This is a genomic window from Pseudarthrobacter sp. Pseusp20 (assembly GCF_059492155.1).
Genome location: NZ_CP168521.1, coordinates 620,652 through 644,833 on the forward strand (window position 1 = coordinate 620,652; position 24,182 = coordinate 644,833).

Genomic DNA, 24,182 nt, shown 5'->3' on the forward strand with positions numbered 1-24,182 from the left:
TTACTCCAGCGTCTGGGGAAGAGCTAGGGGAGGAAGCCGTAGCGGGCATCGCAGTTAGCCGGCGGACACCAGGGCAGTGGGAGAGGGGGTGCGAAGATCATGAAGCACGGGGCCGGGGAGCCCGGTGACGGGATCCAGTTCAAACGTGGCAATGTTGTCCGACCGTTCGTGGGCCACGTGCAGCCAGCTGCCCCGGACCATGTGGTGCCGCGGCCAGTCCCCGCCGCTGTCGAAGTCCTTGACGGGGATCAGTTCGGTGCCGCCGGCTGCTACTTCCAGGACGCTGATGAGGTTGGATCCACGCACGCCGGCGTAGGCGAAGTTCCCCTGCGGGCCAAGGCAGATTTCGGCGGCCGAATCACCGTCCTGGCTGCCGCCCGCAGTTGCAGGTCCGCGGAATATCAGCTCATAGGTGCCGGCCTCGGGCCGGACCACGAAGACCTCCACGGAGTACTCCGACACAATGAAGACGTTGCCCGTGGGGTGCTCCACCATGTGCCGGGGACCGGTGCCGCAGGGGAGGACCACCTCGTGGTCGGCTACCAGGCCGGTGCCCGGCACATAGGTCCAAATGCGGAGGGTGTCGTGGCCCAGATCGGTCGTCATGATGCGCCCGTCGCGCAGCATCAGGCTGGCATGGGCGCGGCTCGGCCTGGGGCTGCCGGGGAAAAGGCCGGCGTGGGGGTCAACCGACGGTGCCGCGGGGAACCGTGCCGTCATGCCGCCGTCGTCATCCAGCTCGTAGAGCAGGACCTGCCCGTCACCCCAGCATGCAGCGGTGACAAACCGGCCGTCCGGGTCCACGGCGACGTGGCAGGTGGCCTCTCCGGCAGGCTCCGGTGCCCCGGACAGTTCCAGCGCAAAGTCACCCCGTCGGCGGTAGGCCTGAACCATTTTGCGCTGCTCCGCCGCTGCGTACACCAAGGGCAGCGTCGGGTGCACGGCCAGGAACGACGGCGACTGTGCCTGGACTGCCGTGCCCAACCATTCAAGGCTTCCGTCCTGATGCTCCCGCACGGCCCCGATGCCATTGGCGCGGCCGCCGCCGTCGGGGGTGTAGGTGCCGATCCAAAGAATGTTGCTGGCTGTTCCCGTGGTCATTAACCCATCCTGCCAAGAGTTGGCACCCATTCCCGAGCACAAGGCCACCTATTAGCATGGGATTTCCAGCAGCGGACGAAGGAGGTGGATCCCATTACCGCAGTCACAGTTTTGGGTATTCCCGTTCGGTGCCGTCCGGAGAGCTTGGCCTAGCCGCCATGGGGACGCCCGTCTTCCCACCGAAAGGCGTTGCTGTGCCCCCTCTCGACTCACGGACTGCCGGCAGTCCTGCCCCGTCGCCGGTCTTCGAAGGCATTGTCTCCGCATTGCGGTCCGCCGGCTGCGTTTTCGCGGAGGAAGAGGCCCGCCTGCTGCTGGCGGAGGCCTCACTTCCCGGCGACTTAGCGCGAAATGTCCGGCGCAGGGTGGAAGGCGTCCCCTTGGAACTCATCCTGGGCTGGGCCGAATTTGCGGGCCGGCGCATTCTGGTGGAGCCCGGTGTCTTCGTGCCGCGCCGCCGTACCGGGCTGCTGGTAAATGAGGCCCTCGCCCTGCTGCCGGCGACGTGGCCGGAGGGGCCCCGGCGGAAGCCCGCTGTTGTAGTGGACCTCTGCTGCGGGTCCGGAGCCGTGGGAGCGGCCATTGCTCATGAGGCGCCATGGGCGGAGGTGCATGCGGCGGACATCGATCCTGTGGCCGTCCGGTGCGCCAGGCGGAACGTCGGGCCCGTGGGCGGCCAGGTTCACGCGGGGGACCTGTTCGATGCCCTGCCGCGTGAACTGCGTGGCCGCGTCCGGGTGCTCGTGGTCAATGCTCCCTACGTGCCCACGGAGGCAATCCGCACCATGCCCCCCGAAGCGCGGCTGTACGAACCTGCGGCATCCCTCGATGGCGGTCCTGATGGACTGGACTTCCACCGACGCGTCGCCGCCGGGGGCATCGGATGGCTGGCTCCCGGCGGGCACCTGATCATCGAAACCAGCCAGCGGCAGGCATCCGGCACCTCCGCGATCCTGGCCGCCGCCGGGTTCGGCACCCGGACAGTCCATTCGGAGGAAGTGGACGGCACCGTGGTCGTGGGGCGCGTGGCGGCAGGGACCCACTAACCCGTCCTCCCGCTCCCCAATATCTTGCCTGCCGCCTGGAGGATCGAGCCAACCAGGCCCAGCAGCCGTGGACCGCACGTAACGGTCCTTCTGAACCGTCCGGAAAACCCCAGTACGCCAGGCTGCGTTCCCTACCAGACTGCGTTCCCTATTCGTATTGGTGGGGTGGTGGTGGGGGTTTGAAGTAGTGGTTTTGTTGGGGTTTTTGGGTGGTGTCGATGTGGGGTGGGGGGATGAAGGTTGGGGTGTGGTTGGTGGTGGTGATGGTCCATTGTTCTTTGTGGATGAGGTGGTGGTGGTGACTGCAGAGCAGGACGCCGTTGTTGGTGGTGGTGGGTCCGCCGTGTGACCAGTAGGTGATGTGGTGTGCTTCGCACCAGGGTGCGGGAATGGTGCAGTTGGGGAAGGCGCAGCCTTGGTCGCGGGTGGTGAGGGCGGTGCGTTGGGCTGGGGTGAAGAGGCGGGTTTTGCGGCCGAGGTCGAGGATTTCGCCGTTGGTGCCCAGGAGCGCGGGGATGATGTCGGCGTCGCAGGCGATTTTCCGCAGGGTGGTGGCGGCGACGGGGCCGGTGAACGCGAAAGCCCCTGTCCCTGCCTCTGTCCCTGTGCCTGTCTGTGTCCCTGGTGGTGCGGGTATTCCCGGCCGTTCTCCTGTCGCTGTTGCTGTGGTGTGGGTGGGGAAGAGGTCCCGGTAGTGGATGGTGGCGATGATTTGGGGTTTGTTGCCGCCGGTGGTGGGCAGGGTGTTGGTGGCGAGTGCGGTTTTGGCGGCGGTGATGATGCCGTCGAGTTGTTTTTGGGCGCGGGTGCGCGGGTCCAGGTCCGGCAGGTCGGGCGGGGCCGGCTGGGCAGGCAGGTCGGGCACGGCTGCTGTTTCGGCTGTTCGTCCGTGGTGTTCGGTGCCGGTGGTTGGGGTGGTAGTGCCGGTGCTGGTGTTTGGGGTGGTGGTGCGGGGGTTGGTGGCGGTGTTCATGACGGTGAGGAGGTGTTCGTATTGGTCGGTGGTGGCGAAGATTTCGAGGTGGTGCAGGCCGTGGCGTGGTTTGCGGATGAAGGCGCCTTGGGTGTGGCGGAGGGCTTCTTCGGTGGGTTCGGTGCCGTCGGCGTCGATGGTGTCGGTCCAGCGTTGGGCCAGGCGGGTGAGGAAGTCGGGGTCGGTGGTGGTGGCTGCGGTGGTGAGGTGCTTTTCGATCCGGTCCAGGGTGTGCGGGGTGGTGTGGTGTTGGAGCCGGTCCAGGGTGGCGGTGATGAGGGTCGCGGCGTGGGAGGACACGGCCGGTGCCTGGAGGGTTCCGGTGGGCGGTTGCGGGGTCCTGTCCGTGGCGGGGTGGGGTGTGAGGGCGGTGGCGAGGTGGGGCCGGGTTGGCGGGAGTGGTTCGCCGGTGAGGCTGGTGCGGGGCAGGGTGTGCTGGGCGAGGGTGAGGCGGCGGCGTGCTTCGCGGATGGGGATGCGGAGCCTGAGGCGGAGGAACTCTGCGGTGTTGCGGCAGCCGTCATCGGCAGGGGAGGGCACGGCAGGGTGGGTGGTCCTGGCCGCGGCCTGGGTGATGGCCTGGGTGCGGGTCCGGTCCACAGTCAGGGCTGAGATGAGTTGCAGGTACTCCACGGTGCGGGCAAGGTTCTCGACCCGGGCGGCGTAATCGGCGGCCTCGACATAGGTGGCGGTGGCCAGCACGCCCGGGGCGGCCAGGGCGGCGGTGGCGAGTTCTTCGGCAAGTGCCCCGAGGATGGCAGGGCCGGATCCCTCCCCGCCGGGGACGGCGCGAAGGCGGGCCGGACTCGTCCGCCGGCTGCCGGCGTCGTCAGCGTTCCCGCCGAGCAACCCACCGTATAACCCGCCGAACGGCCCGTCCAGCTGCTCCCCAATGGCCTCCATAACCCAACTCTGCCAGCCACCACCGACAATCAAGAGCCCCCAAAACCCCTATGTGGAAAACCCGGCAGGGCGGCAATGCAGGCCGCGTTAAACGCTGCCGGCCGCCGCGTCCCCCAAGGATCGCGACGGCCGGCAAGGCGATTCAGTTGTAGCACAAAGCCCGCATCTTCCCATGTCATACGCACTTTCATGCGTAATGATGAGGGCGGAAGCGGGAATCAGGCCTTTGTGCCCGTCCCGTCGGACGTACCAAGGTTGGTGGTGTCCGGGTGCGTGCTGTGGGCCGGGATGTGGTCTTCGCCCAGGCTGTTGGCATCGCTCCCCACGGAAGAGGTGGTGGGAGTACCTGTGGAAGGCCCGGATGACTGGCTTCCGCTGGAGCTGCCCTCCCGGTGCATCGCAGAGCCAATGACCGTGCCTGCCCGGCGTGCGGCTTCACCCAACTGGTCCGCAACCTCGGGAGCCTTTTCCTTGATGGCCTCGGTGGCCACGGATACCTTGTCCTGGACCGGCTTGCTGTCCCAGATGTCGGCTGCCCGGGCCTTGAGCTTGTCATAGGCGGCACGGCCTGACCGCGAGCCGAGGACATAACCTACAGCAACGCCTACACCCAAAAGAAGCTTGTTTTTCACGATGAACTCCTGCTCTGCGAGAAGGTTGTCAGTCCCGGCCGGCGTATCGGGCGCCTAATACCGGAGAAAAAGAAAGCCGGCCTGGGGATGGTGTCCCCAGGCCGGCTTCCTGGCTTGCCCGTACAGTTATCCGCGGGCGCTTCGCTTGGTGACCATGCCGTAGATGGCAAGGACGATCAGCGAGCCGACGATCGCCAGCAGCCACGTCTGGATCGAGAAGAACTCCTGCAGTCCGCTGCCGAAGATCATTCCACCCAGCCAGCCACCGAGGAAGGCGCCAACGACGCCCAGGATCAAGGTGATGACCCAGCCGCCACCCTGCCTGCCCGGGAGGATCGCCTTAGCGATCGCACCAGCAATAAGTCCGAGAATCAGAAATGCAATAAATCCCATTTGTTGCTCTCTTCCTGCTTAGAGGAGGCCTCCGGGTTCCGGAGGCACTTCATCCTTCTGCCCCAATAGTAATCATGCTTACTATCTATTTGCCAACCCCGCTTTTGGGAAAAAGAGCAGTTCAGGAGTGTTTTAGTGCCCGGTTTTGTCCGAGTCGTTGCCCGCACCGGGGCCCTCGTCGAGGATCGATAATTCCGCTAGATCCTGCGGGTCCAGGGCGAAATCGAACACGTCCAAATTCTCTGCCATCCGCTCCGGGGAAGCGGTCTTGGGAATCGTTACCAATCCGTTTTGTATGTGCCACCGAAGGACCAGTTGGCCGGGTGTTTTTCCATGCTTTTCGGCCAACTGGGTAAGGATGGGAGCACCCAATAAGCCGGCGCCCGATCCGCCAAGCGGGCTGTAGGATTCCGTGACAATCCCGTGGCGTGCGTGGAATTCACGTTCTGCGGTTCGGGTGATTGCGGGGCTGAGCTGGATCTGGTTTACCGCCGGAACCACATCAGTCTCCGCCATCAGCCGTTCCAGGTGCGCGGGCTTGAAGTTGGACACCCCGATGGACCGGACTTTCCCCTGTGCCTGCAGCCGTTCGAACGTCTGCCACGTGGAGACATACTGGTCCCGTCCCGGCAGCGGCCAGTGGATCAGCAGCAGGTCCACATAATCCAGCCCCAGGCGCTTCAGGGATCCATCCAGGCCCGCCACAGCGCGGTCGTGGCCCTGGAATTCCCCGTCCAGCTTGGTGGTAATGAAGAGTTCGCTCCGGTCCACCCCGCTGGCGCGGATGCCGTTGCCCACGCCGCGTTCGTTGCCGTACTTCACGGCGGTATCGATGTGCCGGTAGCCGGCTTCCACGGCGTGTACGACGGCGGCAGCCACCTGTTCGTCGTCCAGCGGCCAGGTGCCAAGCCCCAGTTGCGGAATCCTGTTGCCATCATTGAGGTCGATGAGGGGTGCAAGTGTCATGCCATCAGTCTGCCCTCCCACGGCCGTTCCTGTCCCTAGGCGGGGTCCTCAGCCAGCTTCCGCTTCAAAATCTTCCCGCTGGGCCCCAGCGGGAGTTCGGAAAGAATCCTGATCACCCGAGGGTACTTGTACGCCGCGAGCTGGTTGCTGGCGAAATCCATCAGCTCAGTTTCGCTGACGGTTGCCCCAGCATCCAGCACGATCGCCGCTGCGATTTCCTGCCCGTGGACGTCATCGGGGATGCCGTAGACGGCAGCACTCACCACAGCCGGGTGGGTCAGCAGGACTTCCTCCACTTCCCTGGGATAGACGTTGTATCCGTTGCGGATGATCATGTCCTTCTTGCGGTCCACGATGGTGAGGTACCCGTCGTCGTCCTTCGTCCCCAGGTCACCGGTGCGGAACCAGCCGTCCACCACCGCCTCCGCCGTTGCCTCCGGCCGGTTCAGGTACCCCTTCATCAGCAGGTGCCCGCGGATGACGAGTTCACCGAGTTCCCCGTTGGGCAGCAGCTCAATGCTCTCCACCGTCTCCGGGCGGGCGATTTCGATGTCGACGCCCCAGATCGGGATCCCGATCGTTCCGGGCCGCGGCGCCGTGCCCACATGGTTGAAGGCCGCCACCGGGGAGGTCTCCGTCAGGCCGTAGCCCTCATGGATTTCCACCCCGAAGACGTCGCGGAACTTGTCCATGACGGCCAGTGGAAGCGATGCTCCGCCGGAGATGCCGTAGCGGAGCGCCGTGGGCCGGTCCGGCACGGTCTTGGCGGCTTCCAGGAGCGCCACATACATCGTGGGTACGCCCAGGAAGATGTTGACGTTGTGCCGTGCCAGCAGCTTCAGGGCGTCCTCGCCGCTGAAGCGCGGCATAAGCACGATGGTGGCCCCGGCGCGCAGTCCGGTGTTGAGGACCACGGTCTGTCCGAAGGTGTGGAAGAGCGGCAGTCCGCCGAAGAGGACGTCGCCAGGCCGGAAGTCCATCACGCTGGTCAGCAGGACACTGGTCTGTTCCACCAGGGCGAAGTGCGTGCCCAGCGCGCCCTTCGGTTTACCGGTGGTGCCCGAGGTGTACAGGATGGTGGCTGTATCCGACGGGCGGCACGGCTCATACGTCCGGATCGGCTCGGTGCGGGCGGCCTCCGCTTCCAGTCGGGGGAACCCGCCGTCGTCCGGAGCCATCACGGTCAGCACGTCAATGCCGTTGGCCGCCGCGCCGGCGGCCCCCTCCGCCAGCAGGGGAGCGGCGCAGACCAGCAGCTTGGAACCGCTGTCCTGGAGGACGTACTCGATTTCGCGTGCCTTCAGCAGGGCATGCACCGGGACAACGATGGCGCCGAGCGACAGGATGGCGTAGTACACCCGGGCGAAGTCCGGGACGTTGGGGATCAGGACGGCGACGGCGTCTCCCGGGCCGACGCCGCGGGCCCGCAGGGCTCCGGCGTAGGCCCGGGTCTGGCTCCAGAGGTCGGCGTAGCTGACCTGGTCCTCCCCAACGACGAGGGCAATGCTGTCCGGAGTCCTTTTGGCTGACTCAGCCAGGACGGCTGCGACGGAGATGGTGGCGAAGCCGTCGGCGGAGTGGGTATTGGTCATGGCCTGCTTCTTCGGTGGGAGGGTCATGCTTTGAGGATGAGGGCGTCGCCCTGTCCGCCGCCGCCGCAGAGGGCCACGACGCCGGTGCCACCGCCGCGGCGCTTCAGCGCCAGCGCCTGGTGCAGCACCAGGCGTGCGCCCGAGGCGCCAACGGGGTGGCCCAGGGCGATGGCACCGCCTTCGGCGTTCACGGCTTCGGGGTCGATGCCCAGGTCGTTGGCGGACTGGATGAGGACCGAGGCGAACGCCTCGTTGATTTCCACCAGGTCCAGTTCCTGGACCGTGAGCCCCTCGTCCTTGAGGGCGCGTTCGATGGCCCGGGCAGGCTGGGAGTGCAGGGATCCGTCCGGTCCCGCTGTCTGGCCGTGTGCTCCGATCTCGGCGATCCACTCCAGCCCTGCGGCAATGGCGGCCGCCTTGCTGGCGATGACCAGGGCGGCGGCGCCGTCGGAGAGGGGAGACGATGAACCGGCGGTGATGGTGGCCGTCTCCTCCTTGGAGAACGCGGGCCGGAGCTGCGCCAGTGATTCGGCCGTGGTTTCCGGACGGATGCCCTCGTCGTGTTCAAGGACTACGGCAGGTCCTTTCCGCTGCGGTACCTCGATTGGGGCGATTTCCTCAGCCAGCACCCCGGCGGCCCGGGCCTCTTCGGCGCGCTGGTGGGAGCGGGCCGCCACGGCGTCCTGCCCGGCACGGGTGATCCCGCGCAGGGTGTTGCCGGCGTCGGTGGCCTCGCCCATCAGCTTGCCGCTCACGGGGTCCTGCAGCCCGTCGTGGTTCAGGGAGTCCAGCATGGAAGCATCGCCGATGACGACGCCGGCGCGAAGCCCGGGGACCAGGTGCGGTGCGTTGGTCATTGACTCCTGGCCGGCGGCGACAATGAAGTCGGCTTCCCCGGTGCGGATCATCCGGGCGGCGTCGATTACGGCCGTGAGGCCGGACAGGCAGAGCTTGTTGATGGTGATGGTGGGAACGTCCCAGCCGATTCCGGCGGCCAGGCTGGCCTGGCGGGCGGGGCCTTGCCCGGCACCGGCCTGGATGACCTGCCCCACGATGACGGCGCCGATCTGCTCCGGGGCAACGCCGGTCCGTTCCAGGGCCGCCCGGATGGCGTGGGCACCGAGCTGGCTGGAGGAGAAGGGCGTGAGCCCGCCGCGGAACCTGCCGAACGGGGTGCGGGCGCCGCCCAGGATGACGGGGATGTTGGCGTTCTGGTTCAAGAACAGTCCTTTCGGGGATGCGGGGCGGAGATCAGGCGAAGGCGGACATGCCGGTGATGCCCCGGCCGATGATCAGGGCCTGCACGGTCTCGGTGCCTTCGTAGGTGTGGATGGCTTCGATGTCGGCCAGGTGCCGGGCCACGCGGTTTTCCAGCAGGATGCCGTTGCCGCCCAGCAGGTCGCGCGCATTGGACGCTATGCCCCGGGCGGTCCGGGTGCAGGTGTACTTGGCCAGCGACGCCTGCTCCGGGGTGAGTAATCCGGCGTCGTCCAGCCGTGTCATCTGCACCACCATCAGTTGCATGGTGGCCAGTTCGCTGAGCATCCGGGCCAGCCGTTCCTGCACGATCTGGGAGGCGGCCAGCGGCCGCCCGAACTGCTTGCGCTGCCTGGCGTACTGCACGGCAGTCTCGTAGCAGGCGGTGGCGTGCCCGACGGCGGACCAGGCCACGCCCAGGCGGGTGGCCAGGAGGACGCGGGCTGTGTCCTTGAAGGTCCGGGCGCCCGGCAGGACGTTCCCTTCCGGGACAAAGACGTTTTCCAGCCTGATATGGGCCTGCCAAATGGCGCGCAGGGCCAGCTTGCCCTCGATTTTGGTGGCGGTGTAGCCGGGGGAGTCCTGCGGGACCAGGTAGCCATGGACCTGGCCGTCGTCGCCGCGGGCCCACACAACGGTGACGCCACCTACGGAGCCGTTGCCGATCCACTTCTTTTCGCCGTTGAGCAGGAAACCACCGTCGGTACGGGTCGCCGTGCTTTCCAGGGCCACCGAGTCGGAGCCGTGGGTGGGCTCCGTCAGGGCAAAAGCGGCGTACTCGCTGCCCCTGGCGATCGGCGGGAGCCAGCGCTCCCGCTGCGCGGCTGATCCGCATTCCGCCACGGACCGCAGGGCCAGGCCGCCCTGGACAGCGATCATGGTTGCCACGGAGCCGTCACCGCGGCTGATCTCCATGTTTACCAGCCCGGCGGCCATGCTGCTCATCGGCGCGAAACCATCAACCGCCACGCCGTCCCGCAGCAGGTCCAGTTCGCCAAGGCGCCGGAGCAGGTGCAGCGGGTACTCGCCGCGTTCCCAGTAGCCGTCGATGACGGGGAGGACCTCATCCTGGACGAAGCGGCGGGCCCGGTCCCAGTACGCGCGGTCCTCATCGCCGATGCGGGTGAAAACGGATGCGGGGTCAGTCCCGAGGGCCTCGGTCAGAAAGTAGTCCGGCTCCACGGTGCCTGCAGGAAAGCCTGCGGGGCTTTCGGTGCGGCCGGACACGTCGGTCCGCGACGTCGTCGTCATTAATCTGCATCCTTTAAATCAGTGGCGGGAAGCATGTGGCTTGCACCACACCGACTAAGGATGCCTTGAAACTCAGTTCCACGTCAAGAAACTGGGTACCACGGAGGGATGCAGCGGACTAGGGAAGGGCGTCGAGGACGGCCTGGGCGATCGCCTCCCTGCCGGCCTGGCCCGGGAGAACGGTGACGACGACGGTCGGCGCGGGTTGGGCGGTGGCGGCGGCACCAAGGAGTGCAGGCCGGAACGTATCTGAGAGGGCACGAAGTTCGGCCGCGAGGGCTGCAGCCCTTTTCCGGTCCCCATCGTCTGTTTCCCCGGCGCCGGGCGAGGCGCGCAACCACTGCCGCAGGAAGGCGTTGTGCACGGCCACCACGGCTGCGGCGAAGGCCACGGCCTTGTATCCGCTCCGCTGGTCGTCGGGCAGCCTGTCGTTCAAGTATTTCAGGAATGCCCGCTCGTACCGGTGCGACGTGACCAGCTCGCGGTCCCTGAGGGCCGGAACCGCCTGCAGCAGTCCATACCGGGCCCGGGACGTATCGCGGTTCCGCATATGGTGTTCGAAGACCAGCAGTGCCGCGTCCGCGACGGCGGCCAGGGGCTCGAGCCTGGATTCCGCGAGCCGGTCATTCACCTGGCGCAGGATCCGTTCGTGGTCGGCGAAGACCACGTCCTCCTTTGACCCGAAGCGTCGGAAGAACGTGCTCCGGCTCATGCCCGAGGCCTCGGCAAGCTCCTCAACGGACGTTGCATCGAAACCCTGCGAGGCCAGGAGCGCGATGGCGGCGGCGACAGGCTTATCGACGGGCTGTTCGGAAGGGGGCAACGTCATGCGCCGAAATTAGCACAGCCGGCAGGCATCGCTGGCCCGCCGCTGGATGCGGCGGCCCCAGCGATACCGGCGACGCAGGCTCAGGCGCCCTGGCGGGACCAGCCGGTGAGCTTGTCCGAAAGCTGCATATAGGCTTCGTCCACCTGCTGCAGCTCCGGGTGGCTGTCGTACCAGTCCACAATTTCCCGGGCCCCGTCCGCGAACGGGATGGTTGCGGTGTAGTCCGGGACCAGGGACTTGATCTTGGTGTTGTCAAAGACCACTGAATGGGACCGGTCGCCCAGGAGGTTGGAACCGAGTTCCTGGTCATGGGCGGCGATGGTCTCGGACGCCACGTGCACCAGTTCCGGCTCCCGGATCCCAGCTGCCCGGGCGAACAGCCGGTAGATCTGGTTCCAGGGCAGGTACTCGTCAGAGGTGATGGTGTAGCTCTCGCCCACCGCCTGCGGCCTTCCGAGCAGCCCGACGAACGCCTTGGCGAAGTCCTTGCTGTGCGTCAGCGTCCACAGCGAGGTGCCGTCGCCGTGGACCATGACGGGGAGGCCGCTGCGCATCCGGTGGATGTCCGTCCAGCCGCCCACCATGGCGATCTTGGTGCGGTCGTAGGTATGCGACGGCCGGATGACTGTCAGGGGGAAGTCCTGCTCCCGGTAGGCCCGGAAAAGCAGTTCCTCGCACGCGATCTTGTCCCGGGAGTACTGCCAGAAGGGGTTCTTCAACGGCGTCGACTCCAGGATAGGCAGCCTGGTGGGCGGCTTCTGGTACGCGGAGGCGGAACTGATGAAGACGAACTGGCCAGTCCGCTCCCGGAACAGGTCCATGCTTGTTTGCGCCTGGTCCGGGGTGTAGGAGATGAAGTCCGCGACGGCGTCGAACTCCCTGCCTCCCAGGACCTCCCGGACCGACGCCGCATCCCGGACGTCCGCGTGCAGCACTTCGGTCCCGTCCGGGACCGGCCGGGTGGACCGGCCCCGGTTCAGGATGGTCAGCCGGTGGCCGAGCTCGACGGCCCGTTCCGCCGCCGCGGTGCTGATGACGCCGGTGCCGCCGATGAAGAGGATGCTCCGCGGCGCCACCGTATCGGCAACAGGCGGGGTTACCACGCGTAGTCTTCCGGCGCCGTGCGGTGTCCCGGGAAGATGTCGTCCAGCCGCTTGAGCGCGTCGTCATCGAGGGAGACGTCCAGGGCGCGGATGGCGGCGTCCAGCTGTTCCTGGGTGCGCGGGCCGACGATCGGGGCGGTCACGGCAGGCTGGTGCAGGAGCCACGCCAGGGCAACGTCGCCGGGCTCATGGCCCAGTTCATCGGCGAAGTCCTCGTACTGGCGGATCTGGTCCTGGTGCTTCTTCAGGGTTTCGGCCGCCCGTCCTTCGGTCCGCCGCACGCCCTGGCGTTCCTTCTTCAGCACACCGCCCAGCAGCCCGCCCTGCAGGGGCGACCAGGGGATCAAGCCAAGGCCATATTGCTGTGCCGCCGGGATGACTTCAAGTTCCACCTGGCGCATGAACAGGTTGTAGATGGACTGCTCGCTGACCAGGCCGGTGTAGTTCCGGCGGCGGGCTGCTTCCTGGGCCTGGGCGATGTGCCAGCCGGCAAAATTGCTGCTGCCCGAGTAGAGGATCTTCCCCTGCTGGACGGCAACTTCGATGGCCTGCCAGATCTCGTCCCATGGCGTGTCACGGTCAATGTGGTGGAACTGGTACACGTCGATGTAGTCGGTCTGCAACCGCTTGAGGCTCGCATCCAGGGCCCTGCGGATGTTCAGTGCCGAGAGCTTGGATTCATTGGGCCGGTCCGTCATGGTGCCGTAGAGCTTGGTGGCCAAGACGGTGTGCTCGCGGCGCTCGCCGCCCTTGGCGAACCAGCGCCCAATAATTTCCTCGGTCCAGCCGCGGTGGTCTGCCCCGCCGTAGACGTTGGCGGTGTCAAAGAAGTTGATGCCGGACCCGTGCGCGGAGTCCATGATGCTGTGGGCGTCCGCTTCCTCCGTCTGAGGCCCGAAGTTCATGGTGCCCAGGCAGAGGCGGGAAACTTTCAGGCCGGAGCGGCCAAGGTGCGTGTACTGCATGGAAAATCCTTTCGGTGGCGGAGCGTTCCGGCGGCTGGGTTGCCGGACGCTACATCTGGGTGAAGGCGGCGACGGCGGGATCGGACCCGATGCGGGCACCGGACTCCAGTGCCGTGATGGCGGCCAGTTCGTCCTGGGAAAGCTGCAGGGACGAGGCTGCGAAGTTTTCCCGGATCCTGTCCGGGTTCGCCGACTTGGGAATGACGATGTTTCCGCCGGCAAGGTGCCAGGCGAGCACAACCTGGGCTGCCGTGGCGTTGTGGGCATTGGCGATTGCCGTGACGGCGTTTCCGTTCAGGTCCCCGCCCTGCCCCAGCGGACTGTAGGCCTCCACCGCGATGCCCAGGCCCCGGCACTTGGCTGCGAGGTCCGCCTGCTGGTAGCTGGGGTGCAGTTCGATCTGGTTGACGGCCGGAACGGTTTCAGCCGACTCCAGCAGTGTGTCGAGGTGGTCGGAGAGGAAGTTGGAGACGCCGATGGCGCGGATTTCCTTGTTCTCGTACAACCGCTCCATCTCCTTCCAGGCCTGGACGAAGAGCCCCTGTGAGGGGACCGGCCAGTGGATGAGGTAGAGGTCGATGAAGTCCAGGCCCAGTGCCTTGCGGCTGTTCTGGAACGCTTCCTGCGCCCGGCCCTGCTCGCCGTTGCGGAGTTTGGTGGTGACGAAGATGTCCTCACGTGCTATCCCGGTGGCGGCAAGTGCCGCCCCCACCCCTGCCTCGTTGCGGTAGGCCGCGGCGGTGTCAATGTGGCGGTAGCCCGCTTCCAGCGCGTCCTCCACGGTCCGCTGGGTGTCCTCCGGAGGGACCTGGAAGACGCCGAAGCCAAGCTGCGGGATGGTGACGCCATTATTCAGGGTCAGGTTCGGGGTCAGCTCTGACATGGTGTGCTCCTTGGAAAGTCTGGTGCTGGGATTTAGGGCCGGGTGGTGCGGGGGTATGACGCCGTCCAGAAAGCGGTTTCCACCGGCTCACTCCCGAGCCTATGCACTTTTCGCCATCAAGTCAGCAGGCAAGGCTGTTCCTGTTTTTCCTAGGACTGCCAGTCCTACCTTCGTTGTAGAGGAGGGCAGTCATCGCAGGCAGAATGGTCTGCATGGGTCAAAGCGCGGAGTTCGGAAAGTTCCTCAAAGCCATGCGGTCCCGGTTGAGCCCGGACGTTGCCGGAACGGGTCCCAGCACCGGGGCCCGAAGGGTTCCGGGGCTGCGGCGGGAGGAGGTGGCGCGGCTTGCCGGCGTCAGCACCGACTATTACGTGCGGCTGGAGCAGGGGCGGAACATCCACCCCTCGCGGACGGTCTTGGATGCAGTGGGCAGGGCGCTGCGCCTGGACAGCAGCGAACACGCGCACATGCTGGACCTGCTGGAGAACTGCGCCGGCGCTCCCCGCGAACCCGGCGCGAACACTGCGCAGGGTGTCCGCCCGGCGCTGCGCCAGCTCCTCGACGCCGTGGGGGAGGTGCCCGCGATGGTGCTGGGCCGGCGCAGCGATGTCCTTGCAGGCAACCGGATGGCCTTCCTGTTGTTCACGGACTTCCCGGCACTGCCGCCCGCGGAGCGGAACCTCACCCGCTGGACCATCCTGGACCCCGCAGCCCGGGAACTGTTCAGGGACTGGAAGACGGTCGCGGCGGAGGCCACGGGATCCCTTCGGCTGGACGTGGGACGGCACCCCAACGACCCCCAGGCCAGCCACCTGGTGGGCGAGCTCGCGGTCCACAGTGAACACTTCCGCCAGTGGTGGGCCGGGCACCGGGTGGCCACCCGCTCGGCCGGCACCGTCCGGCTGCACCATCCCGCGGTAGGGGACCTGGAGCTGAACTTCGAAAACCTTGTCCTGCCGGAGGATCCTGACCAGACGCTGCGGGTGTACTCCGCGCGGCCGGGATCGCCGTCGTCGGACGCCCTTGCCCTGCTGGGCAGCCTTGGCGCGGGGACGGACGTCCGCCCGGGCCGCGACCCCGCGGCGGTGGGCGAAAGCGGAGAAGCGGGCTGAAAGCCGCCGTGCTCCTGTACATTCGTCCAGCGAAGGGCGGTGATTCTGGCCAGCCGCCCATTGGCCGTTGACCAGGCGTTTCCTAGGGTGGGAGTACACGTTTTCCCTGCCCAGTCTTCACACCCAGGATGGTCTCAACGATGAAACGCATCGCCCTGCTGAAGGAGCGCCAGGCGTCCGCCGGCGCCGCTTCCACCGCCACCGGTTCGCACTGCCCGGTTTCGGGTCTTTGGAGCCCGGACCTCGATCCGCACACGGTCCTGTCCTTCTTTGAGGGCCACGTTTTCCCCGCGTTCGACGGCGTCCCAACAGTCTGGCGGCGGCGCAGCCAGGGCACAGCGAACTAGGGCGCCTTAAAGCAGAACTGACCCGCAGTCACCGTCGTTAAAACCAGGTTTTGCGACGATGGCTGCGGGTCAGTTGCTTAAGTCAGTGCTCTTCCAGGCGGAAGCCAATCTTGATGGTGACCTGCCAGTCTGCGATCTTCCCGTCCTCCAGGTGGCCGCGGACCTCCTTGACCTCAAACCAGTCAAGGTTCCGCAGGGTCTGGGATGCCTTGGCAATACCGTTGCGGACGGCGTCATCCACGCCCTGGGTGGAGGTGCCGACAATTTCAGAAATGCTGTACGTGTGGTTGGACAACTTCGCTCCTCGTGATCATCGTTGCTCCCGGTTGCGGGCCGTCCCTGAAGCCTAGTGGGACTGCGGGAGCGTTGAACAGACCCTGTCCGCGCGCCGGCTACTTGGCTTCCAGCACCAGTTGCTTCAGGTCGTCGAGGGTTTGCTGCATGTGGGCGTCCATGGCCTGGCGTGACCGGGCTGCATCGCGGGACTCCAGGGCCTCGGCAATGTTCTGGTGATGGCCGATGGCGTGCTCCTGGATTGCCGGAACGGCAGAGGTCTCAGTCCGGCGCTTTTCCAGCACGCGGTGCAGCGGCTCGAACAGGACCGATACGAAGACGTTCCCGGATGCGTGCAGGATGACGTCATGGAAGGCCAGGTCTGCCTCCACGAAGGCCGCGACGTCGTTGATGCTGTGGGCGGCCTTCATTGCCGCGATGTAGTTGAAGAGGGCCTTGATGTCCTCCTCGGCGATCCGTCCGGCCGCAAGCTCGCAGGCTCCCGTTTCGAGCATCCGGCGGAGTTCGATGAGCTGGATGGAGGCGTCTGCATCATTTTTGCCCTCGGACGCGGCCCGGAGCACGGCTTCCAGCGAAGCCCAGCGGCTCAACGGGTTGACGAATGTTCCCCGGCCCCGCTCCACGCTCAGGATGCGTTGGGCCTGCAGCGTCTTCATGGCTTCGCGGACGGTCATTCGGCTGACCTCGTGGCGGGCACTCAGTTCGTGCTCGCCGGGAACGGTGGAACCGGGTGGAAACTCGCCTTCGATGATGCGGTCCAGCAGTTCGTCCGCCACCACGCCTACCAGTGACTTCCGTGCCATGTTGCCCCCCGATCCCTGTGCCCGGCCGACGCCTGGCGGATATGTCAGACAAGTGTACTTGCGCGTCCGTATGCCGTGTGCCACACTAACATTCAAATGCAAGATGTCAGACATCTTACAGTTACCCTTACATCAGGATCCGTCCGCCCGGATCGCTACACAACGGAGTGCACTGTGACGCTTGAAGCAGACGTTCTGGCCGCCTACCCGGCTGACATGGAGATCCCCGCCGGGCTGGTTGCCGGCGCGCTGGCCGCTTCCAACGCGGAGGTTCCCCGTGTCCTGGTAGTGCTCGACGACGACCCCACCGGCACGCAGTCCGTGGCGGACCTGCCCGTTCTCACCCGCTGGGACGTGGAGGACTTCACCTGGGCCTTCGGCCAGGACAAGCCCGCCGTCTACGTCCTCACGAACACCCGCAGCCTCGACCCGGCAGAGGCCGCGGCCCGCAACGGCGAAGTGGTCCGGAACGCCCTGGCAGCAGCAGGTTCCGGCCTGCGCCTAGGCTTCGTCAGCCGCAGCGACTCCACCCTCCGGGGCCACTACCCGCTGGAACCGGACGTCATCGCAGCCACTGTTGCCGCAGTGAGCGGGGAAAAGACCGACGGCGTTGTCCTGGTTCCCGCATTCCCCGACGCCGGCCGGCTCACCATCGGCGGCGTCCACTACATGCGCGGCACCGGTGACGCCAAGGGCACCCTGGTCCCCGTCTCCGAGACCGAGTTCGCCAGGGACGCCTCCTTCGGCTTCAGCACATCCGTCATGGCCGACTACGTGGCGGAAAAGTCGCAGGGCAGGTTCCCCGCAGACTCCGTGATCGTCCTGGACCTGAACATCATCCGTGCAGGCGCCGCCGCGCAGGACCCGGCCATCTCCGCCAAGGCCATTGCCGATGCCATCGAGCCGGCCACCGACTCCACGCCCATCGTGGCCGACATCGTCACCGAGAACGACTTCCGGGCACTGGCCCTGGGCCTTGAAGAAGCGGAACGCCGCGGCAAGAACCTCCTCTACCGCGTCGGCCCCCCATTCGTCCGCGGCCGCATCGGCCAGGAAATCCGCACCGCGCTCACGGCCGAAGAGGCCTATGCCGGCAACACCCCGTCAGAGGCGGGCGGCCTGATCGTGGTGGGCTCGCATGTTGGCCTCACCACCCGGCAGCTGAACGTCCTCACGGCCCAGCACAGCTCCGCGCGCATCATCGAGATCGACGTCGAAAAGCTCCTCGGCGCCGAACCGGACGCCAAGGCGCACCTGGACCAGACGGTGGACGCCGTCGTCGACGCCCTCCGCGCCGGTGACGTCATCGTCCACACCAGCCGCCTGCTCATCAAGACGGACGACCCCGCCGAGAGCCTGCGGATCGCCCGGACCGTCTCCGCCGCCGTCGTGGACGTGGTCAACCGGACCCTGAAGACCTTCCCTCCGCGGTTCGTCATCGCCAAGGGCGGCATCACCTCCTCCGACGTCGCGGCCCACGGCCTGGAAATCCGCCACGCCATTGTCCGCGGCCCCATGCTGCCCGGCATCGTCAGCCTCTGGGAACCGGTGGACGGACCTGCCAAGGGCATCCCGTACATCGTGTTCGCCGGCAACGTTGGCGACGACGACTCCCTGGCCCAGGTCACCCGCAAACTCAGCAACACCTTCTGATCCCCACCCGGCACGAACCCTGATTCCCGCAAGAATTCAATGGAGAACACCATGACCAGCAATTACACCGTCACCGTCCTGGGCCTTGGCGCCATGGGCCTGCCCATGGCCACCCGCCTGGCATCCCAGCTGACCGTCCACGGCTTCGACATCGCCGAGCCCCGCCTCAAGTTGGCGGAAGAAGCCGGCATCGCCACCTTCACCACGGCACGCGAAGCCGCCAAGGGCGCCAACGCAGTCCTCCTGGCCGTCCGCAACGGCGAACAGCTCAACGACGTCCTCTTCGGCGAGAACGGCGTGGCCTCCGTTCTCGAGCCGGGCGCCGTCGTGATCCTCGGCAGCACCGTGGGCACGGACGCCATTCCCGCCACCGTGGCCAAGCTGGCCGAATACGGCGTGGACCTGGTGGACGCCCCGCTGTCCGGCGGACCCAAACGCGCCGGCGAAGGTGACCTGTTGATCGTCGTGGGCGCTTCCCCCGAAGCCCGCGAGAAGGCCGCCCCGGCCCTGGACCTGCTGGCCTCCACGCTCACGGTGGTGGGCGACAACCCCGGCGACGGCCAGGCCCTGAAGACCGTCAACCAGCTCCTGTGCGGCGTGCACATCGCCGCTGCGGCCGAGGCCCTGGCCCTGGCCGACGCGCTGGGACTGGACCAGGCCAAGACCCTCGCCGCCCTGGAAGCCGGTGCCGCAGGTTCCTTCATGCTCTCCAACCGCGGCCCCCGCATCCTTGAGGCCTACGACGAGGACGGCGCCGAGGTCCTGTCCCGCCTGGACATCTTCGTCAAGGACATGGGCATCGTGGGCAAGGCCACCCGTGCCGCCGGCCTGGCAGCCCCCGTTGCCGCCGCCGCCGAGCAGCTCTACCTCCTGGGCCAGGCCCAGGGACTCGCCGCCGCCGATGACTCCGCCGTCATCAAGGTCGTTGCGCCCACCAAGCGCACCAAGTAGGCCTACCCGGCAGTAGGCCCTCAAACGGTGCGACGACGGCGGTCCCCCCTCCGCCGTCGTCGTACCTCCCAGCGCTGCCGGCTTTGTTCCGCAGCGTTCCATCCCCGCCGTAAGACCTGATGCCCGTCTGCCCCGGACGGCACGTCAAAGGAGACATTTTCCCGTGAACCACCTCATGACCCCGCTGATACAGCGGGCGGCCGACGCCCCGGCCATCAAGCCCGCCGTTGAGCTGGGCACCCCGGTACTGCTCACCATCGCGGCGGTGGGCATTGCCATCCTGCTGGTGATGATCATCCGCTTCAAGATCCAGGCCTTCGTGGCCCTGCTTACCGTCAGCATCCTGGTTGCCGTGGCTGCCACCATCCCGCTGCAGGACATCTTCACGGTGGTGTCCGGCGGCGTGGGCAGCACCATGGGCAAGGTGGCCATCCTGATTGCGCTTGGCGCCGTGCTGGGCCGGATGATCGAGGTGTCCGGCGGCGTCCAGTCCCTTGCGGACCACTTCACCCGCAAGCTGGGCGCCAGGCGGGTGGCCGTAGCGCTCACCGCCGTCGGCTTCCTGGTGGCCATCCCCGTCTTCTTCGAAGTCGGCATCATCGTGCTGGTGCCCATCGTGTACGCGTTCGCGAAGATCGCCAAGGTCCACCCGGTCAAGTTCGGCCTGCCCATGGCCGGCATCATGCTCGCTATCCATGTGGCAGTCCCGCCGCACCCCGGGATTGTGGCCGGTGCGGGCGTGCTCGGTGCCGACATCGGACTCATCGCCCTGATCTCCCTGCTGATCTGCATCCCGCTGGGGTTCCTGTCCTACTGGGTTGCCGCCATCATGAACCGCAAGGATTACGAATTGCTGCCCGCCGTCAAGGCCCAGGTGGAGGAGTTCGGCTCCGACTCGCTGGTCAAGGTGGGCCACGACGGCCCCGGTGCCGCCGCCATCGCACCTCCCCGGCCGGCCCTGATCATCTTCCTGATTGCCGCGCCCATCGTGCAGATCCTCCTGGGTACCGCCGGCACCCTCATCCTCCCCAAGTCCCACCCCCTGTATGGCCTGGCGGCCTTCGTTGGCAACCCCTTCCTGGCGCTGCTGGTGGCAGTAGCGCTGTCTTTCTTCCTGCTGGCCGTCCGCCGCGGCTGGTCCTTCAAGGAAACCGGCGAAATCTTCGAAGGCTCCCTGCCTCCCATCGCCTCCATCCTGATGGTGGTGGCCGCCGGCGGCGTGTTCGGCAACGTGCTGCAGGTTTCAGGTATCGGTTCGGCGCTCTCCAAGACCCTGGACACCCTGGGCGTACCCCTGCTGCTCCTTGGCTTCATCATTTCGCTGGCGCTGCGTGCGGCCCAGGGTTCAGCCACGGTGGCCATCGTGACCACCACCGGCCTGCTGTCCGCAGCGGTCAGCGGCGGCGGCTACAGCCCGGCGCAGATCGCCGTGATCGTGATCGCCATCGGCTTCGGCGCCCTGGGCCTGTCCCACGTGACGGACGCCGGCTTCTGGGTTGTGGTCCGCTACTACGGGCTCACCGTTTCCGACGGCCTGAAGACCTGGACCGTGCTGACCACCATCCTGGGCCTGGCCGGCTTCGCGCTGACCTTTGTGGCCTGGATCCTGGTGGGAGGACTGGGCGCCTGATGCAGACCCGACTGGACCACCTGGTCACCTCCGCCCTGCAGCAGGGTTCCGCGGTACCCGCTTTCACCTGCTACGACTTCACCACCGCGCTGGCCGTGGTGGGCGCCGCAGAGGAATCCGGCCGGGGCGTAATCCTGCTGGTGGCACCCAAAACCGCCGCCACCGCAAACGGACTCCGGCTCATCGCGGCGCTGCGCGGCCTGGCCGACGCTGCCGCGGTGCCTGTCGCGGTGCAGCTCGACCACGCCTCCGACCTCAAGGTCATGGCCGACGCCGTCGCGGCAGGGGCGGATTCCGTCCTCGCCGACGGTTCATCACTTCCGTATGAGGAGAACATCTCACTTGTCCGGGCGGCCCGGGCCCTGCTGGGCGCCGACGTGGTGCTGGAAGCGGAACTGGGCGGCCTTGCAGGCGACGAGGACCGTGCCTTCTCGGCCGAGCAGCCGGCCGGCCAGTCCGGCGTGGACGTGGCAGGACTGACGGACTCGGCGCAGGTGGAGGACTTCGTAGCCCGCACCGGTGCGGAACTGCTGGCAGTGGCCGTTGGAAATGTCCACGGCAAGTACAAGGGTGAGCCGCGGCTGCGCTGGGACGTGCTGCAGGACATCGCGGCGCGGGTCCACATTCCGCTGGTCCTGCACGGCGCCTCCGGCATCCCCTCCGGGGAGCTCGTCAAGGCTGCGGCCATGAACGTGGGCAAGGTCAACTTCAACACCGAGCTCCGGACCGGGGTGCTGGCCACCCTCCAGGACCAGCTTCCCGCCCACCGCGCGGACGGCGAGAACCTGCAGGGCCTGCTGGCCATCTGGAACCGGTCGGCCAAGGGCTTTGCCGCCACCACGCTGGCCACGCTGGCACGCTGACGTCGCAGCAGGCGCCGCCGCTGGATTGGCGGACCCCACAGGGAGGCTAGGATCAAGCAATGGTCCTGGCCTCCCTTCTTTTTGCCTTCCTCGCCGGCGCGCTGCACGTCTTCATCTTCACCATGGAGTCGCTGACCTGGACACGTCCTGCCACCTGGAAGCGCTTCGGCCTGGCCTCCCGGTCCGATGCCGAGACCACCAGGCGCATGGCCTACAACCAGGGCTTCTACAACCTGTTCCTGGCCATCGGGGCATTCATCGGCATAGGACTCGTGGCGCTTGGCGGCCCGGGATCGGCGCAGGACGTGGCAGGGTGGACGCTCATCTTCAGCTGCTGCGGCTCCATGCTGCTGGCGGCCGCCGTCCTGGCCTTGACCGGGCGAAAGTACCTCCGCGCCGCCCTGACGCAGGGCACCACACCGTTGGTCGCCGTCGTGCTGGGACTCCTGGCAACGCTGCAGTAAGGATCCACAACCGGCTTAAGTCCTTAAATCCGCGCGGCCGCCGGGGGCACAATGGTGGCATGGGCAGCGTCAAGTCCTTATAGGCCCCCATGGGAAGCGCCGGGACGCGGGGGACAGTAACCGGAACGGACACGGCAGACCGTGATCCGGCCATCGACCTTGTCCGCCTGGTCTGCCTGGTCCTGGTGGTGGTGGGGCACTCCATGATGGTCAGCCCGGTCCTGCACCCTGATGGGACCGTGACCACCGAGAACACCCTGGCCGAGCAGGACTGGTTCGAGCCCGTCATCTGGATCTTCATGGTGATGCCCCTGTTCTTCGTCACCGGCGGCATCACGGGCCTGCAATCCTGGCGCCGGCTCAAGGCAGGCGGCGGGACGGCGGCCCAGTTCATCCGTGCGCGCCTCCTGCGGCTGGTCCGCCCGGCCACGGCGCTGCTGGCAACCATGGTGGCGGGCCTGTCCGCGGCAGCCGCGCTGGGCGTGGACCGGCAGGTGGTCCAACTCGTGGCCACCGGGGCGGGCATGCCGTTGTGGTTCCTGGCAGCCTACCTCGCGGCGCAGTTGAACATTCCAGTCCTGGCGGCGCTCCACCACCGCGCGCCCTGGCTGACCCTTGCGCTGCTGGCCGGCCTGGTGGTTGCCGTGGACTGCTTCAGGGGGGCGTTGCCGGACCTTGCCAATGTCAACCTGGTGTTCGTGTGGTGCGCCGTACAGCAGCTGGGTTTCCTGGCCGCCGATGGCTACCTGGCCCCGCTCTCCCGCTCCGGACTTGTGGGCGTCGCGGTGGCGGCACATCTGCTGCTGGGACTCGTGACGGGGCTGGGCCTGTACCGCGGCAACATGCTGGTCAACCTCAACCCGCCCAACCTGACCCTGGTGATCCTGGGCGTTTCCCAGCTGGCGGTGATGGAACTGGCGCGGCCCGTCCTGGCACCCCTCGCCGGGATCCGCTGGATCGCCCGGCTCCTGCAGCTGGCGGGTGCCAGGTCGCTGACGGTCTACCTGTGGCACCTGCCCCTGTTGGGCGCCATGTCCGGGTTGCTGCTCCTGACGCCGGTCCCCAAACCGTCGTCCGGTACCGCTGGATGGTGGTGGTCGCGCCCGCTGGTGGTCCTTGCGCTGGTCCTCCTGCTCCTGCCGGCGACCGCAGCCTTTGGCCGCCTGGAGGAACGGACGACGGCGCCCCAGGCCTTCCGCTGCAGACCCGCCGCCGCCGGGGCCGCCGTCGTGGTGGTCTTTATTCCCGTGGCGGACGCCGCCCTCAACGGCCTCTCACTGGGCCTGCTGGCAGCGGGTACCGTGTGTTTCACCGTGGCGATCCTCCTGCTGGGCGGTTTGCCGCTGCGGCGGCGGAGGGCCGTCCCCGGGGGCCGGAAGCGGGGTCCGGGGAAGAGGGGCCCAAGGGGCATTGCCAGCGGCGTGAAGTAGTGCCAGTGTCGAACCATGACCGAGAACACCGCGTCCACGGAGGACACCTTCACCGCCAATGTCTCGCTGCAGCGCAATGACGCCGAGCACCGGTATGAGCTTCTGGTGGATGGAAGGCTGGCTGTCAAGGCCTTCTTCCGCGACCTTCCCGGGCACATCGACTTCACCCACACCGAGACCGGCGAGGAGTTTGAAGGCCAGGGCCTTGGCAAGGTCCTGGCGCATTTTGCCCTGGACGACGTGGTGGCCACCGGGAAGCGCATCATTCCGCACTGCCCGTTCATCTCCAGCTACCTCCGCAAGCACGAAGGCTACGGCCAATTCGTCGACTGGCCGGAACGCTGAGCGGAACTAGCTGGCCAGGGCCTGGTCGGTGACGGGCATGGCGGCGCCGGGATCGTCGATGGTGAAGCCGCAGGCGCACCGGTAGGTGACTACGCTCTCCGGGACGGACCCGGGCCCCAGGGCAACGATGGAGTTCCCGTCGACGTAAACGGGCTCCCGGACCGACATCTCCGCATGGTCTACGCGCTGCATCGGCATACGGCAGTGCATGCGGGAATTCAGGGTCATGAGCAGCCCAGCGTCCACGGGTACGGTGGTGGCCAAGAGCTGCCCAGCTGCCTCGCTGCGTTCCCCAAACGCCGTCAGCTGGTTTTCCGGTGCGGTGGTCATTATGTTCTTCCTTGGGCTTTTCACGGAACCGCCGGCGTTGGCAGCCCCGCCGCGAACTGCTTGCGG

25 protein-coding genes are annotated in these 24,182 nt (G+C 67.0%); 10 read left to right on the plus strand and 15 right to left on the minus strand.

Annotated features, from left to right (window positions below; genetic code table 11):
• Positions 1-54 precede the first annotated feature (54 nt).
• Positions 55-1,101: a lactonase family protein gene (locus ACEN9K_RS03015; RefSeq protein ID WP_488315183.1), complete on the minus strand. Its 1,047-nt coding sequence runs from the start codon at positions 1,099-1,101 to the stop codon at positions 55-57.
• 266 nt (positions 1,102-1,367) lie between these two features.
• Here ACEN9K_RS03015 and ACEN9K_RS03020 point away from each other — a divergent pair, with 266 nt between their 5' ends.
• Positions 1,368-2,147: a putative protein N(5)-glutamine methyltransferase gene (locus ACEN9K_RS03020; RefSeq protein WP_018772080.1), complete on the plus strand. Its 780-nt coding sequence runs from the start codon at positions 1,368-1,370 to the stop codon at positions 2,145-2,147.
• A gap of 148 nt (positions 2,148-2,295) precedes the next feature.
• Here ACEN9K_RS03020 and ACEN9K_RS03025 read toward each other — a convergent pair whose 3' ends face one another.
• From ACEN9K_RS03025 to ACEN9K_RS03075, 11 genes are all read right to left on the minus strand, one after another.
• Positions 2,296-4,023 carry an HNH endonuclease signature motif containing protein gene (locus ACEN9K_RS03025; protein WP_495635160.1) on the minus strand — a complete coding sequence of 576 codons (1,728 nt, stop codon included), beginning with the start codon at positions 4,021-4,023 and terminating at the stop codon, positions 2,296-2,298.
• Positions 4,024-4,241: 218 nt separating this feature from the next.
• Positions 4,242-4,655 carry a YtxH domain-containing protein gene (locus ACEN9K_RS03030; RefSeq protein ID WP_495635161.1) on the minus strand — a complete coding sequence of 138 codons (414 nt, stop codon included), beginning with the start codon at positions 4,653-4,655 and terminating at the stop codon, positions 4,242-4,244.
• Between the two features lie 126 nt (positions 4,656-4,781).
• Positions 4,782-5,048 (minus strand): GlsB/YeaQ/YmgE family stress response membrane protein, encoded by a 267-nt coding sequence (locus tag ACEN9K_RS03035; protein ID WP_018769627.1) that lies wholly within the window; start codon positions 5,046-5,048, stop codon positions 4,782-4,784.
• Positions 5,049-5,180: 132 nt separating this feature from the next.
• Positions 5,181-6,014 carry an aldo/keto reductase gene (locus tag ACEN9K_RS03040; RefSeq protein ID WP_018769628.1) on the minus strand — a complete coding sequence of 278 codons (834 nt, stop codon included), beginning with the start codon at positions 6,012-6,014 and terminating at the stop codon, positions 5,181-5,183.
• A 35-nt stretch (positions 6,015-6,049) separates the two neighbouring features.
• Positions 6,050-7,606 carry a long-chain-fatty-acid--CoA ligase gene (locus ACEN9K_RS03045; protein WP_495635673.1) on the minus strand — a complete coding sequence of 519 codons (1,557 nt, stop codon included), beginning with the start codon at positions 7,604-7,606 and terminating at the stop codon, positions 6,050-6,052.
• A gap of 23 nt (positions 7,607-7,629) precedes the next feature.
• A complete protein-coding gene (locus ACEN9K_RS03050; RefSeq protein ID WP_495635162.1) occupies positions 7,630-8,826 on the minus strand; it encodes an acetyl-CoA C-acetyltransferase in 1,197 nt (398 codons plus the stop codon).
• 31 nt (positions 8,827-8,857) lie between these two features.
• The gene (locus ACEN9K_RS03055) at positions 8,858-10,114 is read right to left on the minus strand and encodes an acyl-CoA dehydrogenase family protein (protein ID WP_223993541.1); all 1,257 of its coding nucleotides are present in this window, start codon (positions 10,112-10,114) and stop codon (positions 8,858-8,860) included.
• Between the two features lie 118 nt (positions 10,115-10,232).
• The gene (locus ACEN9K_RS03060; RefSeq protein ID WP_166673153.1) at positions 10,233-10,943 is read right to left on the minus strand and encodes a TetR/AcrR family transcriptional regulator; all 711 of its coding nucleotides are present in this window, start codon (positions 10,941-10,943) and stop codon (positions 10,233-10,235) included.
• Between the two features lie 80 nt (positions 10,944-11,023).
• The gene (locus ACEN9K_RS03065; RefSeq protein WP_134166056.1) at positions 11,024-12,046 is read right to left on the minus strand and encodes an SDR family oxidoreductase; all 1,023 of its coding nucleotides are present in this window, start codon (positions 12,044-12,046) and stop codon (positions 11,024-11,026) included.
• Positions 12,040-13,011: an aldo/keto reductase gene (locus tag ACEN9K_RS03070; RefSeq protein WP_056391073.1), complete on the minus strand. Its 972-nt coding sequence runs from the start codon at positions 13,009-13,011 to the stop codon at positions 12,040-12,042. The genes ACEN9K_RS03065 and ACEN9K_RS03070 overlap by 7 nt, the downstream gene beginning before the upstream one ends.
• A gap of 49 nt (positions 13,012-13,060) precedes the next feature.
• A complete protein-coding gene (locus tag ACEN9K_RS03075; RefSeq protein WP_018769635.1) occupies positions 13,061-13,894 on the minus strand; it encodes an aldo/keto reductase in 834 nt (277 codons plus the stop codon).
• Between the two features lie 212 nt (positions 13,895-14,106).
• Here ACEN9K_RS03075 and ACEN9K_RS03080 point away from each other — a divergent pair, with 212 nt between their 5' ends.
• Both ACEN9K_RS03080 and ACEN9K_RS03085 read left to right on the plus strand, forming a co-directional pair.
• Positions 14,107-15,006: a helix-turn-helix transcriptional regulator gene (locus ACEN9K_RS03080; protein WP_026265828.1), complete on the plus strand. Its 900-nt coding sequence runs from the start codon at positions 14,107-14,109 to the stop codon at positions 15,004-15,006.
• Between the two features lie 140 nt (positions 15,007-15,146).
• The gene (locus tag ACEN9K_RS03085; protein ID WP_018769637.1) at positions 15,147-15,353 is read left to right on the plus strand and encodes a hypothetical protein; all 207 of its coding nucleotides are present in this window, start codon (positions 15,147-15,149) and stop codon (positions 15,351-15,353) included.
• Positions 15,354-15,435: 82 nt separating this feature from the next.
• Here the strand turns inward: ACEN9K_RS03085 and ACEN9K_RS03090 are convergent, their stop codons facing one another.
• Both ACEN9K_RS03090 and ACEN9K_RS03095 read right to left on the minus strand, forming a co-directional pair.
• Positions 15,436-15,648, minus strand: a complete 213-nt coding sequence (locus ACEN9K_RS03090; protein WP_018769638.1) for a dodecin — start codon at positions 15,646-15,648, stop codon at positions 15,436-15,438.
• A 97-nt stretch (positions 15,649-15,745) separates the two neighbouring features.
• Complete coding sequence (locus tag ACEN9K_RS03095; protein WP_018769639.1) at positions 15,746-16,450, minus strand: FadR/GntR family transcriptional regulator; 705 nt, start codon at positions 16,448-16,450, stop codon at positions 15,746-15,748.
• A 174-nt stretch (positions 16,451-16,624) separates the two neighbouring features.
• On the opposite strand from ACEN9K_RS03095, the gene ACEN9K_RS03100 reads away from it, so the two are divergent.
• The 7 genes from ACEN9K_RS03100 to ACEN9K_RS03130 all read left to right on the plus strand — a co-directional run bounded on the left by ACEN9K_RS03100 (position 16,625) and on the right by ACEN9K_RS03130 (position 23,786).
• Complete coding sequence (locus ACEN9K_RS03100) at positions 16,625-18,103, plus strand: four-carbon acid sugar kinase family protein (RefSeq protein WP_018769640.1); 1,479 nt, start codon at positions 16,625-16,627, stop codon at positions 18,101-18,103.
• Between the two features lie 51 nt (positions 18,104-18,154).
• On the plus strand, positions 18,155-19,054 hold the full coding sequence (locus ACEN9K_RS03105; protein ID WP_018769641.1) for an NAD(P)-dependent oxidoreductase: 900 nt from the start codon (positions 18,155-18,157) through the stop codon (positions 19,052-19,054).
• A gap of 163 nt (positions 19,055-19,217) precedes the next feature.
• Positions 19,218-20,684: a GntP family transporter gene (locus ACEN9K_RS03110; RefSeq protein ID WP_134166059.1), complete on the plus strand. Its 1,467-nt coding sequence runs from the start codon at positions 19,218-19,220 to the stop codon at positions 20,682-20,684.
• Positions 20,684-21,547, plus strand: coding sequence for a class II fructose-bisphosphate aldolase (locus ACEN9K_RS03115; RefSeq protein ID WP_144601426.1), 864 nt, complete (start codon positions 20,684-20,686; stop codon positions 21,545-21,547). Before ACEN9K_RS03110 ends, ACEN9K_RS03115 begins: the two co-directional genes overlap by 1 nt.
• Positions 21,548-21,606: 59 nt before the next feature.
• Entirely contained in the window at positions 21,607-22,011 is a 405-nt protein-coding gene (locus tag ACEN9K_RS03120; protein WP_478222459.1) for a DUF1304 domain-containing protein, read from the plus strand.
• Between the two features lie 89 nt (positions 22,012-22,100).
• Positions 22,101-23,441 carry an acyltransferase family protein gene (locus ACEN9K_RS03125; RefSeq protein ID WP_224084223.1) on the plus strand — a complete coding sequence of 447 codons (1,341 nt, stop codon included), beginning with the start codon at positions 22,101-22,103 and terminating at the stop codon, positions 23,439-23,441.
• Positions 23,442-23,456: 15 nt separating this feature from the next.
• Complete coding sequence (locus tag ACEN9K_RS03130; RefSeq protein ID WP_018769646.1) at positions 23,457-23,786, plus strand: GNAT family N-acetyltransferase; 330 nt, start codon at positions 23,457-23,459, stop codon at positions 23,784-23,786.
• A 6-nt stretch (positions 23,787-23,792) separates the two neighbouring features.
• Here the strand turns inward: ACEN9K_RS03130 and ACEN9K_RS03135 are convergent, their stop codons facing one another.
• Complete coding sequence (locus ACEN9K_RS03135) at positions 23,793-24,116, minus strand: hypothetical protein (protein WP_144601428.1); 324 nt, start codon at positions 24,114-24,116, stop codon at positions 23,793-23,795.
• Positions 24,117-24,182: the final 66 nt, after the last annotated feature.

What these genes read in the sequence shown, in the direction of transcription:
- ACEN9K_RS03015 (WP_488315183.1), bottom strand. Translation starts at nt 1,101, where the DNA reads ATGACCACGGGAACAGCCAGCAACATTCTTTGGATCGGCACCTACACC.
- ACEN9K_RS03025 (WP_495635160.1), bottom strand. Translation starts at nt 4,023, where the DNA reads ATGGAGGCCATTGGGGAGCAGCTGGACGGGCCGTTCGGCGGGTTATAC.
- ACEN9K_RS03035 (WP_018769627.1), bottom strand. Translation starts at nt 5,048, where the DNA reads ATGGGATTTATTGCATTTCTGATTCTCGGACTTATTGCTGGTGCGATC.
- ACEN9K_RS03040 (WP_018769628.1), bottom strand. Translation starts at nt 6,014, where the DNA reads ATGACACTTGCACCCCTCATCGACCTCAATGATGGCAACAGGATTCCG.
- ACEN9K_RS03045 (WP_495635673.1), bottom strand. Translation starts at nt 7,606, where the DNA reads ATGACCAATACCCACTCCGCCGACGGCTTCGCCACCATCTCCGTCGCA.
- ACEN9K_RS03055 (WP_223993541.1), bottom strand. Translation starts at nt 10,114, where the DNA reads ATGACGACGACGTCGCGGACCGACGTGTCCGGCCGCACCGAAAGCCCC.
- ACEN9K_RS03060 (WP_166673153.1), bottom strand. Translation starts at nt 10,943, where the DNA reads ATGACGTTGCCCCCTTCCGAACAGCCCGTCGATAAGCCTGTCGCCGCC.
- ACEN9K_RS03070 (WP_056391073.1), bottom strand. Translation starts at nt 13,011, where the DNA reads ATGCAGTACACGCACCTTGGCCGCTCCGGCCTGAAAGTTTCCCGCCTC.
- ACEN9K_RS03075 (WP_018769635.1), bottom strand. Translation starts at nt 13,894, where the DNA reads ATGTCAGAGCTGACCCCGAACCTGACCCTGAATAATGGCGTCACCATC.
- ACEN9K_RS03080 (WP_026265828.1), top strand. Translation starts at nt 14,107, where the DNA reads ATGGGTCAAAGCGCGGAGTTCGGAAAGTTCCTCAAAGCCATGCGGTCC.
- ACEN9K_RS03085 (WP_018769637.1), top strand. Translation starts at nt 15,147, where the DNA reads ATGAAACGCATCGCCCTGCTGAAGGAGCGCCAGGCGTCCGCCGGCGCC.
- ACEN9K_RS03095 (WP_018769639.1), bottom strand. Translation starts at nt 16,450, where the DNA reads ATGGCACGGAAGTCACTGGTAGGCGTGGTGGCGGACGAACTGCTGGAC.
- ACEN9K_RS03105 (WP_018769641.1), top strand. Translation starts at nt 18,155, where the DNA reads ATGACCAGCAATTACACCGTCACCGTCCTGGGCCTTGGCGCCATGGGC.
- ACEN9K_RS03115 (WP_144601426.1), top strand. Translation starts at nt 20,684, where the DNA reads ATGCAGACCCGACTGGACCACCTGGTCACCTCCGCCCTGCAGCAGGGT.
- ACEN9K_RS03120 (WP_478222459.1), top strand. Translation starts at nt 21,607, where the DNA reads ATGGTCCTGGCCTCCCTTCTTTTTGCCTTCCTCGCCGGCGCGCTGCAC.
- ACEN9K_RS03125 (WP_224084223.1), top strand. Translation starts at nt 22,101, where the DNA reads ATGGGAAGCGCCGGGACGCGGGGGACAGTAACCGGAACGGACACGGCA.
- ACEN9K_RS03130 (WP_018769646.1), top strand. Translation starts at nt 23,457, where the DNA reads ATGACCGAGAACACCGCGTCCACGGAGGACACCTTCACCGCCAATGTC.
- ACEN9K_RS03135 (WP_144601428.1), bottom strand. Translation starts at nt 24,116, where the DNA reads ATGACCACCGCACCGGAAAACCAGCTGACGGCGTTTGGGGAACGCAGC.